The following is a 15,506-nucleotide window of genomic DNA, read 5'->3' on the forward strand; positions in this document are numbered from 1 at the left end:
CACTTGGGTAAATGGACTTCCTGTGCTGAGTCGCTCAATTGAGTATTGGATTTTGGGGGTGTCTATTGACTTTGAGGGAATTAGAGGCAAAAATCAGCGCCTGGATGATCAGCGCAATGACAAGTAGAATAGCACTTTCCAATTGGGATGACAAAGTGCTTGCACTAAACATTGCTTTAGCGTCTGTCATTAGCGATGCCCCCTCGGTTACTTGTATGGAAGAAAGTGTCTTCAGGGACAACGCCGCCTCCTTTGCGTGTGCCTTTGCAGCCGCCAAGTCGCCCTGTTCTGCCTTCGCACCGATTTTCTGGCAAAGGCCGTTGAACCGGCCGAAGACCCTTTCTTCTTCCTCAGTAAGCACAGTTTTCACGTACGATTCATTCAATTCCATTATTTGCCGGAACACGGCGGCCACCTGCTGTTGTTTGTCAGCATGTTCAGTGTTCTCGGAATCAATGACCCCCTCGATTTTGTGGAGGTGTTCAGCGTGCTGAAAAATGTAACTCTCCACCACCAACCGGTCTTGAAATATTGAATGGATCGTTTCGCTGATTTTCACCGAGTTTTTTCTTTCCTTGAGGTTATTGAGTAGCACAATCAAAAAAACCGTTAGGAGTAGCGCTGCTGCTGCTGTTTTGTTACTAATGCTGTATGTCCATTTCATAGCGTTTGAATTTTCGCCTCTTCTATGGCTTGTTCAACTTTCAAAATCTTGAGTTTTTTTGGGCCGCCAGGTAGCGTCCACTGAACAGTCATGCCTTTCCTGAAGCCGATCAGCGCAATGCCAAGTGGCGACAGTATGGATACCCTTTTCTCGGCAATATTTGCTTTGTTCGGAAGCGTGACTGTGAAGTTGATCTGTTGTTTTGAATTGATCTCCTCAATTTCAAAATAGGAGTTTAACTGGATAACATCTTTCGGTATTTTGTCGTCGGCGACAACCTGAGCACGGTTAAGCTCATTTGTGAGTTGCCGTATTTCAGCCGTCTTTAAATGATCGGGCAGATTAGCTATCAGGGATTTAATCGTATTGTGGTCTGCTTTTGTTATGATTGGGTTCATCGTTATATCGTATCTAAGTTGAACATGACACAAGGCGAATGCCATGGTGAACAAGGCATCCGTCTGGTGGTATTATGCCAGAAAGTGAAATGCTAGGTAGGTTGTATAACGTGCTCCGTGTGGTTAGAGCAACAAGTCTGCAGGAACAGTACTACGGGCCTCCTTATTTCTTTGATGAAATGGGAGGCCTATTTTACAAAGGCTTTGTTGTGCGTACAAAGCAATACACAACTATCCATTCCGCCATCTGGCGAAAAAGGCAATGTGGGTATGTTCTTTGGCTTGTGCACGTTGTAGTCTTTTGATATTAACAAGATACAACTTAAAATGGTTTGCCAAGCAAATTTCTATATAATCGGTAGGGGAGGACGGTTTTTTGTTTGCTTAATCCTTACCCTTTGTCAAAAGGTTAATGTTCGCTCCGAAAACGACATTGAGTTGTGAGAAGAAAAAATGTTGTTTTGCCTGATCCGATTTGACGGAAGTGATCCTGATGTCGGGCATATCGATGAATCCACCCTTTATTTCTGATTGCACAAAGAAGTATTTGAAGAATTCTACGTTCACCCCAACCAGTGCGTCAATACCAAAGCCCGACCAGTGCCACTCGTCGTTTCTGTCGTAGCCCAGCACCGTGGCGTCAGTTTTGGGATAGAGGCCTCCTGCTCCAACGCCTTCCACCAGGTTGATTTTTACTTTATTGAAGTCGGCGATTTCATTCAGGTGCCGCAGCTCAAGGTTAAGGTAGTTGAGGCCGTTGGTATGCTCCAGTTGCAAAAAGCCAGGTTGGATCACCACATCGCTGTGGGAGTAAGAACCATCGTATGGTGTGCCCGTTTCGGCTATGTGGCCTGATAGCTTCACATGCTGGCCCTGTTGAACCACGTATTTCATATGGTCGAAGCCAAAAGAGAGGCTTAGGTTTTTCTTGAAATAGTAGCCAATTCGAAAGTCATACTGCGGAATGGTGGCCCTTCCTGGGTTAAGGTAAATGGACGGATCAAAATGGGTTTGCCTGTCTTTGGCCACTACCCTGTCCAGCCTGAAGTTGTAGTTGTCACCTGCGAAACTAATATCGGATTTGGAGTACCAACCTCTGTTCCATCCCCAATAGAGGAATATTTTTCCCTGGTGGCTTTCCTGTGTGTTGCTGAAAAAGGATTGGGAGAGTCCATTGAAAGAAACCGCTACAAAGCAGCCAATCAGAATGATATGCTTCATTTTTTATTGAAGAGAAGGGGTAGGTTAGAATGAAAGACCAGTAAATAAAAAATGCTCGTAGTGCAGAGATGTGGGGCTGTCAATTTGGAATGATTTGATCAATAAAGAAGAGTAACAAATAAGCTTATTTCAGTTTAAACAGTGGTAGCTAAAAGCAGCGTCGAAGGTATGCAATTTTTCCAATTCAGTAAAACGATGAATCGCCTGATTTGGTTGGCTTGTTATTGCTGAAGAGATACGATATTGTCCGACCCTGTCAGGGTGATAGTGACATAGTTATTCTTTTCCGTTGAGGAAGCCACTTTTCCGTTGATTAAAACTGTTGAAGTTGCCTGGTTCGGCAGTTTTAATAATACTGTCCAGTCAGGATTTTGTTGTGTTATCTGATAGGTGACCAGGCTGTCTTTCGAGCTTTTTGTGAAGCTAATATTGTTGTCGCCCACCAACACATTGCTGATGGAAACATTGTCCCAGCCCTCGGGCATGTCGGGTGCTATCGTTACCTGCTTTTTGTGGGCTTCGGGCTGAATCCCGAAGAAGTAGTTAACAACAGGTACCGCCACCGCATAGATATTCCATGCCTGCACAATCATGCCATAATCAGGGCTCACTTCGTACATGGAGCCAGGCAGGGCGTAGCTAAATGAGTTGTGCAGTTTTTTCAGGTAGCCAAGCGCCTCGTCGGGATGCCCGTATCTTGCCTCTGATATGGCCTGCACGCCTGTTGGTAGTGTCATCACGGCACCCACATAGCTGAACGACTTCCATTTGCTGGAGGCATCGCTGGCTTCATCTCTGTCCATGCCCGTCACGTACATGCCGAAACGGTTGCTGTACTTTCTGGCAGTAGCCAAAGCCTTGTCAGCCTTTTCAGGATCGGCAATGCCCATTTCAGTCGGCGTGTTAACGACCCAGTTGTGGTGAACCACGTAGCCGCTGGTGTTAGCTGTTGCTTTGGAAGTCAGCTCTTTTTTTGTTTGCTCCAGCTCTTTGATCGACCACGGCTTGTTGATGGTGTCGGCCCGCACGATGGCCGCATCAATCAACTCCAGCGCTTGTGCTTTTGTGGAGCGGAAATCAGCGAACGATTGGGCACTTTCTACCCACCATTCGCTATTAATTTTCTTTTTTAGTACATCAGCCTTCTTTTGGTATTCAGCGCCAAGATTTGGTTCGCCCATTTCTATGGCCATTTGCGCTGCAGCCTCGTAGGCTTGTTGGGTATACACCACCACATCCACCATCTCGCTGTGCAGTCCATGTATCTCCATCATGCCGGGGCCGTCAGGATAGCCGTTGCCATCTTTGTCCTGTGCTTCAATCCAGCTGATGCCTTTCTTTACTTCCGGGTAGTATTTTTCGAGTGTTTCCTTGTGCCCGGTCCACTGGTAGAAAATCCAGAGAAGGGAAATAAATTGCGGTGTTTCGTTAAGGTTGCCTGGATTGTAGGTTTCGGCATTGGTCGATGTTTCATGAATGATTCGGCCATTGCCGTTTAACTCCATTGATAGCTTTTCGATCAGGTTGATGGTTGAGTTCACTTCAGCCGGTGAGCCCGTGGCCAGCATGCCTTGAAGCGTGTAGCAATTGTCGGCACCAAACCACCACGGATAGTCGGGCAAGCCGGCGGAAACACCTCTCCCTATTTCGGGCACATCCCTGATCAGCCAGGCCGTGTTGTACTTCACCCAGCGGTACATGGTTTCAATGTCTTTGTCAGGAATGGAGATAGATGATGCCTGGGCTATTTGGTCGTACCGCTTCATTTTGTTCTTCAGAGCCACCGATGCTGTACCTTTGAGCTGATCATAGGTGGCGTGGGCTTCATCGGCTGACGTGTACGAGCCAGCGATGTAGTACTGAATCGGGTAGGTTTCGTCAGGCTGTATGGTCACCCTCGAAACAATGGTGCCGTCGGTGCCCAGCCCCTTTCTTTCCTGAGGGCAGGGGCTTTCATCTATTCTGTATCCGACCACTGACTCGCTGCTGCCAAATATTGTATACCAGTCGTTGTTCAGGTCTTTTCCTAAATAGGTCTCTGAAAGCTCCTGCAAAAAGAGGGTGTCCCGCCCGTCTTCAACGTTTTTTCTTTCTGCCAACCAAACGGGCCTTAGGTCGACCATGCCCGTGAAGGCAAGCTCGAGCTCTTTTTCATTTTCACTCTCATTGGTAATGGCATATTCTACAACCAGTCCTTCCATGCCATCGTCAGGTACAAATTGCGTTCTTTGTATCAGTAAATCGCCTTTGCGAAAAATGTGTTTGTTGGCAAAAGGGTAGTTAATGAATTCATCGGCCTTGTCGAGGCAATAGGCTTCCTTTCCGGTTACTTCCTTGATATTCAGCGAAAATCCATCCATTAATTTAATCGGATGGTCCCAGATGCCGCCCATTTCTCCTTCAACATGCCAGCCAAGATCAGGAAAACTACCATCCTGATGGCCAATCATGTAAACCCGGTCGCCGGCAGTTACAAATGGGCTGCCCAGGTACTCCGGCTTGCCATTGATATGCTCTACGCTGTCGAGGCTTAGCAAAAGGCTGGTTGGTCTGATGGCGGTGTCACAAGACGCAAAAGCCAGAGAGATCCACAAAAGGCAAAGGAGTTGTTTCATTAAAGAAGTATGTTTTTAAGTAGTTAAAAGTATTGATTAAGCTACTTGCATGCAAAGGCAAAGCGATGGCTATCCCGAAAATTGGTGCGGGTTTGAGTTTATTGTAATACCTCAAACGCCTGTTTCAATTCATTCCCCTCGTCATCCACAAGGGTAAGCATGTGTGGGCCAGGTTCCGGATGAAAACCCATTTGATGAATGAAATTCGTTGAGCCAACGTAGGCTTCATCCAGGTGCCAGTAGATGGTAGAAGCCGGATTGCGGTGTGCCGCTTCAAATATGGCCAGGCCTGGTTTGCCATCCTGCTCAACTGGCACATATACTTTGGTGAACTCCCTTGGGTAAATTAATTCCATGAAGCCATTAGCATTTTGTTCGCCACAAGCGGGTAAAAATGGAGGCGGTTCCTTGTAGTTGGAGTGGTACTGCTTGTAGTACCATGCCTGCACTGCTGGCAACACAAACCAGCGCCTGCTTAGCATCTTGTCAACAGCATAGCAAGCGCTGCTTACCTGGTGTTTTTCAGCCTGATCCAGGTGGAGAAGATGATGGTAGGTGCATCGTTTACCCTGAAGCATATAGTCAGGTAAATTGGTGTCAGTGGTTTCCGTACAATACTCGGTTGCCAAAAGTCCGCTTTCTTTGCAGATGCTGACCGGCTTTCCGAACGGCTCATCGAAGGTGGCATCGCCACCCAGCAGTTCGAATATGCTGAACATCAGTGGTGAGGCCGAGCGAATGCCCGTTAGCCCCGGCCGGCCTTCATTGTCGGCGTTGCCTACCCAAACACCTACCACATAACGGTCGTTGAGACCGATGGCCCAGGCATCACGAAAGCCGTGGCTGGTACCGGTTTTCCAGGCAATGGGGCGGTACGAGCCATACATTTCTGCACCAGACATTTCTTCAGGACGCCTTAGCTGCTGCATGGCCTGGAAGGCATAAAGTATGGAGGGTGCTGCCAGCAGGCCATTCGCTTCCAGGTCACTTTCTTGTTCGGTTGTTTTTAGTGGAAGGTAGGTGTTTGGTCTGTAGTCCGCAGTTGAATAGCCTCTGTTGTAAGGGCGATCCTGAAAGTTGTTCAGCGCTCTCGCCATGCCAGCAAACATGCCTGACAGTTCCCAAAGTGTTGATTCAGCTCCGCCAAGAATAAGCGAGAGGCCATAGTGATTGGCGGGCCTATCCAACGACTGCATGCCTATTTGCCGGAGCTTCTGGTGCAGCTTTTCATAGCCATATTCCCGTAAGAGAAAAACGAAAGGCACGTTGAGGCTGCTGGCAAGCGCCTCATCAGCTGCAACGGCTCCCCTGTATTTTTTGTCGAAGTTTTGCGGAGCAAAACCCCGATAGAAGAGAGGGATGTCAGGCAGTAGCTCCTTTGGTAAGAGAATGCCATCATCCAGCGCTGCGGCATACAGAAATGGCTTTAGCAGGCTTCCGGGACTTCTGTGGGCGGTGATCACGTCCACAAACTGGCCATGGTTATTGGTTTCGTCACCATTGGGAAAGGAATTACCTACGTAGGCGAGCGTTTCCCCTGAAGCAATATCGATAACAATGGCAGCGGCGTTGTGGATTTCATTGTAGGCCAGTTGCTCTGAATAGCGATCCGTTTTTTCTTTCACCTGCCGTTGCAAAGCAAAGTCCAGCGTTGATTGCACAATGGTACCGGCCAGACCATCTTTTTCAGCTCGTTGTAAAAGGTGGAAAGCATCGTTGGGCAGGGGCTTTACTTTACCGGGCAGAGGTTCAGCTTTTGCCAGCAGGGCCTCGTCGCTGGTGAGGTAGCCTTTTGCGCTGAGTTTATCTAAAAGGGCATCTCTTTTGTGTCTGAAGGTGATTTCATTTTTTCCTGGAAATACTGAAGAGGGGCTGTTAGGCAGTACTGCCAGCGCTGCAGTTTCTGCCCATGAAAGCTGATAGGGCGGGCGACCGAAATACCGCCAGGATGCTGCCGAGAGCCCGACGACATTGCCGCCAAAAGGTGCGTGGTAAGTATACAGCCGTAGTATTTCTTCTTTTGAATAAAAGAGCTCCAGCTTGATGGAAAGCAGGAGTTCCCAGAGCTTTTGCCGATAGGTTCTCTCCTGGTTTTCCAGGGCCATTCTTACTGTTTGCATGGTCAATGTACTGCCGCCGCTTACTATTTTTCCAGACCGAATGTTTTGCCAAAATGCCCTGCCAAGTGATACAGGATTGATCCCCGGATGGTAGTGGAAGTACTCATCTTCGAAAAGGAGAATGGCTGCTTTGAACTTTTGTGGCACCGAATCAGCCGGGGGGAAGCGCCATTGTCCGTCAGAGGAGATGCGGGCTCCCAGCAACTGTCCATCGGAAGATTGAAGAAGTGTGGCGTATTTCTTAGGAAAAAGGGGAGATGGCAGGGGGTAAAACAGGATGAGCATTAAAGGAAGGGCAAACAAGGCCACCATCCATTTGAACCACTTCCTTTGGAATAAATTTAAGAGGACTGAACCAGCCACGTTTGTCACTAAAAGTCAGAGCGATTAATCGAATTATTTGAATTGGGGTAGGTCAAAGAAAGCAAAGTTTAGCTGATATAAGAAAAACAGATGGCCTCTATTAAAATATGAGAGGCCATCTGTTTGCTACTCGTCTGCCCTATTTATCGGTGATCACATCTACCCACCTTCCGGCCTTGTGGGCGTAGATGGTGTCATCGTACATAGCTTCTACTGAAGTGGCAGGCATATAGAATTTGCCCTGGTAGGATGCATTGAGCAACACCCTGATCACTATCTGTTTGCTTGCCTGCAAGTCGAAATAATTCATGACCCTGTCGTCACGAATATCGGTATAGTCAGGTTTTTGACCTGTGCTCGCATCTTCAGTGCCTTCCAGTCGGGTATTAATGATTTCCCAACCCGAAGGAAACAGTTGAGTGAGCGCCATGTCTTTGTACAGTCCCTTTTCTCCCGGGTTTCGCACAACAACCTCCGCCATGAAGTTTGTTCCTTGTTTTAGCCTCGAAACATCAAGGCCGTCGCCGTCCATGGTTTTGTAGCTGACGATCATGCTCAGGTTCTTCTCGCCTGCAATTTCGCCGCCCTCAATCGGAACACCCTTGCGGATGATCCTTGCGAAGATGGGAGCACTTCCGTTATTGGTTATTTTGATCGGCTGCTGTTTGTCGGGCGTTTGAAGGTATACCTGGGTCACATAGTCCTTTCCTCCCGCCGGAGAAAGCTTTCCGCCTACCTCCAAAGCTACTGTGAGCGATTCCTCCAAAGGAAAGTCCTGCACATATTTGGCAATGGAAATAAAGCAATAAGCCGTTGTTTGCGTGCTCATCCAGTTGTCTTTATTGCCCATTTCTTTAGCTATTTTCTGTAGGATCCCAAAGGCATCTTCTTTTCTTTTGAGCTGCAGAAGCGTTTCCATGATCATGGCCTGGTCTCTCATGGGTGAGCCGTAGGTGTAGTAGTAACGCCTGTTGTTGTCGGGTTCAACTTCTGACGAGAGGCCTTCGACAAGGCCGGTTGCCTGCTGATCAAATCCAGCCAATGCATAAGTCAGTGCAAGTCTCCAGCGGGCTTCTCTTTGCAGGTTTACTTTCTCCTTCATCCTGTTCATAGCGCCCACTGCAGGGCTGCCAGCCAGTGCCAGGGTATACAGCCTGTAGGCCTGGATGAGGTCGTTGTCTTCTTCGCCGCTCAGGCTTCCCCATGCGTCTGCTTTCTGGGTTTGGAAATTGATCCATGAAGCCAGCATACCTTCTGGCACACTATAACCTTTTTTCCGGGCCTCAATAAGGAAGTGACCGGCATAGTTGGTGCCCCAGAAGTTGGCATAACTGTTGCCGGGCCAGTACGAGAAGCCGCCACTGCTCAACTGGAAGCTTTTCAGCCGGTTAATGGCAGCATCGATATTTTTTTGCACTTGCATTTTCTTGTCATCTGGCAGGGTAGTCAGGTTATCAAGGTAGAGCTGCGCAAATACCGAAGAGGTGGTTTGTTCGATACAGCCATGCGGGTACTGGATCAGATAGCCCAGGCGCTGTTCGATATTCAGTGGTGGCAGTGTACTTAGCTCGATGGCGCCTTCGTTCCTTCCCGCCAGGCCAATTGGCGTGTAATCCAGACTCCAGTTCTCGCTCGCACCAAGCACCTTTTCCACCACCTGCGTTACCGGTGGGTTGCGTGGAATGATGTTCATCTCAATATCGTAGCTGGCAGTGAGGCTGCCTGAGGTGGCCGTTACCTTCACTTTGCCTACACCCAATACCTCTTTCGCTTTCAGGTCAAAGTAAATGACTTTGTCGCCCTGCCCACTGAACGTGACGGACTGCTCGGCGGCTCCGTTGAGCGCTAGAGTGCCCGTGGCTTCTACTTTCACTTTGGCATTTTTTACATTATTGTCCAGGGCAAAAACATTGACAGGCAGCTTCATCGTTTCTGTTGGCCCGGCTACTCTGGGTAAGGTAGCCAATATCATTAGCGGCTGCTTTACAGGCGTGGCCTTGTCGGCGAAACCATATGCTCCGTTGTTGGCAGCGATGACCATGGTTTTTACACTGCCGATGTATTGTGGCAGCTTGAGGTTGTGCTTGGCAGACTTGCCAGCCTGAAGGTAGAACGGCCCCAGGTACATAACCACCGGCTTGAACCTGTTAGCTTCGGTTTCTTCCTTGGCTTCTATGTCGCCGTCACCGCCTACAGCCAGAAGGCGCTCTATTTTGCCGGCAAAAGCACCCATCACGTCGTCATATACGTCCCAGGTTTTAATACCTAATGCCTCTCTGGCGTAGAAAGAGTTCCAGGGGTCCGGTGTTTTGAAGTTGGTAATATCCAGCAATCCTTCATCAACAACCGCAATGGAGTAGGCCATGGCCTTGCCACCCTTTTCTGATACCCCGATAGTGAAAGACTGCTCGGGACGTAAATCGTCTGGCATAGCAATTACAGGCTCAAGCCTGGTGCCGGGGTCAACCACCTTCACCGACTGCACACCGTATAACCTGATGGGCAAGTCATTTGATGTTTGACCGTGAGGTTGTAGCATCGTAAGGTTGACGTAAAAATTTGGAGCCATGTCGCTGGTAGCTTCAAAGTCAACAGCCGTGTTGCCTTCCTTGGCTTCCACCCAAAAGGTTTGAAGTACTTTGCTTCCTGATTCCAGACTTACCAGTATGCGGTTACCGGCCGTAGTAGGTATGGACAAAGCGATTTTTTCTCCCACTTTGTATTCTTCTTTTTCTATACCAAAGTCGAGCATGGAAGAGCCACCCAGCTCACCTCTTTTGCCTTTACCAGCCCAGCCCGGCCAGTCGATGTAGACCACCTGCCCGGCAGAGTGCCCTGAGATAGGATCTTCCACCCGCACGAAATAGCGGCCCCATTGTGGGTAGTCTATCCGCAGGTTCCAGGAGCCCTCACCGTTGTTGGTGTCTACAAACCCTTCTTTGATAGGGTCACGGTACGACCGGCCCACATAGTTGCTGATGGCGTCGTAGGAATTGTCCCACCACCATTTCCAGTCCAGCTTAAAGAGCTGCACCTTCACATTGCGCCGATTGATAGGGTTGCCATCAGCGTCGACCGATGCGATGCGGATAGCATGGTCTTTATCGGTAAGGATGATACCCCGCTTGTCACCTTCCGGAGTTTTTACACCTACGAAGGTTGAATACGGATAGTAAGGCATGCTGACGTTGCTGATGCTGAAATCGCCACCTTCTTCATATACTTTGCCCAGAAACCTGGCATTGAGAGCACCAGGAGCATTGTTAGGCTCTCCCAAATTGATGTTGATCCGGGAATATCCATCAGCATTCACCCTGCCTTCGTACACCATTTCCCGCTCGGAGTAGAAGTCTTTTGAGAGGTCGTCGAAGCTGTAGTTGGGGTATTTTTTGAAAGTGGTTTTAATGGGAGATAAAACCAGTTCAAACTCCGCTTTCAGGTTGCCCGCCTTGGCGCCGCTAAGCCAGCGTACATTCAAGTCGCCGGATGCTTGCTGGTCGGAGGAGGTGAACACGCTTTTGTTGAAATTAAGCTCTATTTTGAGCCTATTGGGCTTGATGGTTTCTATTTTTATCTGTTTGCTGAAGGTGGCGCCGCCTACTTTGGCTTTGGCCAACCAATTGCCCGTAGGGGCGTCTTTGTCTGTGAGCAGATCAAAGCGATACATGTCACCCACCGGCTGAGAGCTCACCTTGCGGGAGTAGAGCTGTCCCATGGGGTTCCACAGCTCCATGATCACAGGGTGCTCCGAAGGGAGCGTCTCCTCAATGTCTTCCAAAATAAATCCAAGGTGCAGGGTATCGGCCGGCCGCCAAACGCCTCGTTCGCCGTATATAAAACCTTTGAGTCCGTTTTGAATCCGCTCGCCAGTGACGTCAAAATTGCTCAGAGACAATGAGCTGCCGTCGTCAATTTTCAGGTAGCCTACCTGATTGTCTTTTTTGGCGATAATAACGAAAGGATTCCCCTTGCCTTGTAAGATCACTTTGCCGTCGCCGTCGGTCTGACCGGAGCTAAGCAGCTGCTGCTGGTAATCATAGGCTTTTATGTCGACGCCCGACATGGGCTGAACGTTCACCAGGTTAGTAGCAAACACATGCAGGTTGCCATCGTCTCTTTTCTTCGCAATGAGCCCCAGGTCTGAAGAGAAAAGTACCTTTCTGATAGAGCGTCGGTCTCCAAAGTACGAACTGGTGCATGGATTGTCCCGGTCTTCGTAGCGGTAGTCGTCGTTGTAATAGTCCTCGTAGCCGTCCCAGTAAGACTCTTCCTCTTCTGCTCCCCAATCTTCCTCTATATCATCCATTTCTTCAATGGCGCCGCCCTCAGCAGTACAGAAGTAGAGTGAATATTTCTTCCGGAAGCCTATCTTTATTTCATAAACCGCCCCGGGAGCAGTCTTAATGATTTCCTCAAGATTAAGTGTGAAACGATTCCATTTATTGAGATTCGTTACTCCGGAGTTGTTAAGCTGGATAACAGTTTGCGTGACGGGGCGCCCCACCCGTCGAAGCTCATAGCGGCCACCCATGTTGTTTGTTTGCAGGTATTGCAGCATGTTGTCCTCAAACACCCTGGTGACTGTAACGTCGACTGCGCTGAGCCCAACCGCTTCAAAAGGCAGGATGACCCCGTTTGTGCTGGGCAGGATAGATTTCCCCGAGGTGTCGACCAAACGTATCTCCGGTTTGACCTGAACCATTTCCAGACTGGTGCTGTAATCTTGTTTCAGATTGTAGCCAGCGATGTTTTTGAGAGAATTGTGAATAGTGACCTCTACTGAGCCTTGAAGAGTAGAGGTAGGGTAAATTTTTAATTCATTTAAGCTGATAACAGTGCGATGTCTGTTGCTGTTGCCGGCTAGCTGGATGAGGCCCTGAAGCGCTTGCCTGTCGTCCAGCGGGTCTGAAAAAAGAATAGAGATGTAGTCCTCTGCTCCGGTCACAAATTTACTCGACAGCACCGAGAAATCGCTTAAAGAAGGCACCTTCACCTCCTGTTCTTCCGATTTTTCGGCGCCAATAGACGTGCCATTGAAGGCCAGGGTCACAGTGCTTTCCTTTTCGGAGCGGGTAACTTCTTCTACAACAAATGCATGCATGTTGTTGTCGCCGTGCTTCCAGGTAACCTTCAGGTCTTTACCACCCTGAGTGGCTTTCAATACATTTTCTACGTTCTCAATATCCGCAAAGTCGGCGGTCTGTACCTGGCCGTCAATCCTCATCCTCTTAAGGTCTTTTTTGTCGTAAGGCTGGAGGTTGTTGACTATTCCGTCGAAATTTTGGATGAGTGTTTGAAAGGTGAACTTAAACTCACTTCTGTCGCCGGGCACATCCTTGAGCACCTTGCCCAGACTGAAAATAGCTTCGTATTTGGTGTTGCTGGGAAGGTATTCGGATGGAGTGTAGACAATTGTGCGATTATCTTCCCAAAGCGCTGTTCCCTTCATTGATGGGGAAAATTTGAAAAAAGAGGCATCAACAGCTTTGCCTGCCAGCGAATCTCCGGCAGATTTAGCGAGTCGGATTCGGATAGATGAGGTACGTGAGATCACGCCACCCGTGAAAGAGGAAATATAATCTACATAGAGATTCTTGGGGCTGCTAAAGTCGTCTTTTCTGGCGGCCGGGCCTGAGCCGCCGCAGGCAGTCAAAAGGTAAAAAATAGCAGAGCAAGCAAAAAGTTGTTTTAATACACGTTGCATAATGATGAAATTTTTCGGTTGGTAAATTAGCTACTGAAAATCAATTTGAGAGTGACCTTGTTGTAAATTAATTACTCAGCACGCTATATCTTTTAGAGAAATATAGTATTTCGCTACGGAACATATTCCTTTTTGCGTAAATAATTCTATTGTATTGAAATGGTCAGCCAAACCATATAAGGCACGGGGATTACCTCATCGGGGTTTCTGACCAGCTCTTTTAGTTTTTCGTTAGTCACGAAGCCATGCTTTTCGGTCGAAAGATCAGTCAGCGCATAGCCGTAGTCGGCAAGCAGGTCTTCAAATGGGCCGTAAACATGATGATCTATCATGACCTGTCTGATCAATTTATAGTCCAGCTTCTTGCCATTTTTGTTGACATGCGCTTTCCACTCACCGGAAGCATTGAAGGCGGCTATTTGGTTTTGAAGCACGTCGTCATATTCCAGCGGATAGCCAATGTTTGCCGATGTTAAGCGAATAGGGATGAGCTGTGTGGCACTGTCCCATAATATGCGGATGTTAGGTATTTCGTCGGACAGGTTTGTCCTGTCCCCGGTGTTTTTACTGACGAAGTAATTTAGGAAAATTGCCGTGTCTGAATCACCGTTCTTCCGAAAGGTCAATGACCGGTATCCATCATCTAAAGTCAGCTTTAGTGAAATGGACCTAAAAGAAGTATCGACCTCAATCTGCCCCCGGCATAAATGCGAAATGGGTAGCAATAAGATGAGAAGATATGCCTTTAACGACACTGTTTTATTCTTTGTAATAAGCTCCAAAAAGAATCATCATTTCATCGGTGCTTCTCAGCCCTAAATGCAGGCTGCGATTTTCCTGGTTGTCATAAGTAGTCACAAGTTTCAGGCCACCTTTAGCGGGAATCACCAGCGGCGGATCAAGCTGTAGAATTGGTGGATGTTCCCAGTCGTAGGAGATGTATACAAGCTTGCCGTCGTTTTCACCACCTATGGCATACACCCTGAACTCGGTCATATGGCTGTGTGCATGCGACCAAAGCTGGAAGATTGTCCTTTCCTCATCAAAGCGAAACTCTTTGGTAAGGCTCGTTTTCGTCTTTGCGGGGATATTGATATTGTCGTTGTTCAGGTTAAGAATTTCAGCAACATGCGCCACCTCTTCCTCTTTTGTTGTGTAAATATTGGCGTACACCTCGCCTACAACCGCCTCATTTGTTTTGTTGGCGTAGTGGCTGTTCATATCGAACCCTGAGTTGGCAGGCACCTTCAAAGCCACCCCCTCCGGAAATGCATAGCGCATGCGTGGCCATTGCGTGCCTGTAACGAACTGGTGATAGGCCATGACAAGCAAAGTGGAGATAACATATTCGCCTTTGGCGTCATATACGTCTCTGATATAGTCGGACTTGGGCACAAAAAGCTCCGGGATGTTGTTCGTGTAGTTGTAAAGGATAAAATGGTGGCTGCCCGGCCGCATGCTGAACTCCACCTCTTTGATGAAGATGGGGTCGGGATTATTGAGCAGCTTATAAGAGAACATTTCCCTGTCCGTATTGGCTGGCACATCAAATGGGCCGAGGTGGAACTGAATGCCCTCATCAGGCACCGCCAGCGGTTCGAATGGAAGCACCTCAAAAGTAGTGGTGTCGTCAAGAATCGACCGGTCGACGATCTCTCCGTCTTTCGGAGCGCCATTGATGATCCACTGCCTGATGAACTCAAGCTCGCCGTTGGTCAGCACACCTCCAAGTGGCATGAGCGAGCCGTATTGCGGGTGATCCTGGTAAAAATGCTCCTGATCATGTATGTTGATTTTTTCCCAAAGGAAGCTTTTGTATAGACTTTCAATGCCTTTGTCTCCCACTAGCTGCAAGCCATCGGCTTTTGCGGCTGCGTTGTTGGGGGTTCTGTTGATGAGCTGTTCGTACGACTCCTCTGCCGAAAGGATCAGGTCCGATTGCTTGGCGAATGTGGTGCCGGGCGAGTGGCAGCTCACGCAGGATACGTCCCATATTTCTCCCTGTATTATTTCGTAGGTCGATGTGTAGCTGGCTAATGGGTCTTTTGGAGGCTCTTCTGTTCTGTCGCAGCCGACGCTTAACAGGAGGGCGATAAGGCAGATAACTGAGCTTTTTACTTTCATAACGAGGGGGCTGTGTATAAAAATAGTGAATAAACCTGACTTTGCCGGGCCATCAGTTGGTTTTCCCAGGGCAAACGCATTTAAAACTATTTAACTTTGAAATTCTTCTTTTTTATCCTAATCCGCCGATTGGCGGAAAAGAAGAATTTCAAAGCTGTTACGGCCGGTCAGGCTCACCCTTTAGGGCCGGGGTGGAAAAACAGCTTTGAAAATAATTTATCTAATTTGTTTTAAATGCGTTTGCCCTTTTGGTTTTCCCCATCTATTTACTCGTTTGAATTCAGCTGAATAATGGTT

General features: G+C 48.3%; 8 protein-coding genes. All 8 read right to left on the reverse strand.

The window, feature by feature from the left end; all coding sequences use genetic code 11:
• Positions 1–34: 34 nt before the first annotated feature.
• Complete coding sequence (locus AAC052_RS07245; protein WP_339812123.1) at positions 35–664, reverse strand: hypothetical protein; 630 nt, start codon at positions 662–664, stop codon at positions 35–37.
• Entirely contained in the window at positions 661–1,062 is a 402-nt protein-coding gene (locus AAC052_RS07250) for a GreA/GreB family elongation factor (RefSeq protein WP_317491064.1), read from the reverse strand. Before AAC052_RS07250 ends, AAC052_RS07245 begins: the two co-directional genes overlap by 4 nt.
• A gap of 384 nt (positions 1,063–1,446) precedes the next feature.
• A complete protein-coding gene (locus tag AAC052_RS07255) occupies positions 1,447–2,283 on the reverse strand; it encodes a hypothetical protein (RefSeq protein ID WP_339812125.1) in 837 nt (278 codons plus the stop codon).
• A gap of 221 nt (positions 2,284–2,504) precedes the next feature.
• Positions 2,505–4,898 (reverse strand): glycogen debranching protein, encoded by a 2,394-nt coding sequence (locus tag AAC052_RS07260; protein WP_339812127.1) that lies wholly within the window; start codon positions 4,896–4,898, stop codon positions 2,505–2,507.
• 98 nt (positions 4,899–4,996) lie between these two features.
• Positions 4,997–7,303 carry a penicillin-binding protein 1C gene (gene pbpC / locus AAC052_RS07265; protein ID WP_339812129.1) on the reverse strand — a complete coding sequence of 769 codons (2,307 nt, stop codon included), beginning with the start codon at positions 7,301–7,303 and terminating at the stop codon, positions 4,997–4,999.
• 217 nt (positions 7,304–7,520) lie between these two features.
• Positions 7,521–13,085 (reverse strand): MG2 domain-containing protein, encoded by a 5,565-nt coding sequence (locus AAC052_RS07270; RefSeq protein ID WP_339812132.1) that lies wholly within the window; start codon positions 13,083–13,085, stop codon positions 7,521–7,523.
• Positions 13,086–13,231: 146 nt separating this feature from the next.
• Positions 13,232–13,840 carry a hypothetical protein gene (locus AAC052_RS07275; RefSeq protein WP_339812134.1) on the reverse strand — a complete coding sequence of 203 codons (609 nt, stop codon included), beginning with the start codon at positions 13,838–13,840 and terminating at the stop codon, positions 13,232–13,234.
• A 4-nt stretch (positions 13,841–13,844) separates the two neighbouring features.
• Positions 13,845–15,209 carry a hypothetical protein gene (locus AAC052_RS07280; RefSeq protein WP_339812138.1) on the reverse strand — a complete coding sequence of 455 codons (1,365 nt, stop codon included), beginning with the start codon at positions 15,207–15,209 and terminating at the stop codon, positions 13,845–13,847.
• Between the last annotated feature and the right edge of the window lie 297 nt (positions 15,210–15,506).

This window comes from uncultured Imperialibacter sp., assembly GCF_963974565.1.
Classification (GTDB): Bacteria; Bacteroidota; Bacteroidia; order Cytophagales; family Cyclobacteriaceae; genus Imperialibacter; species Imperialibacter roseus.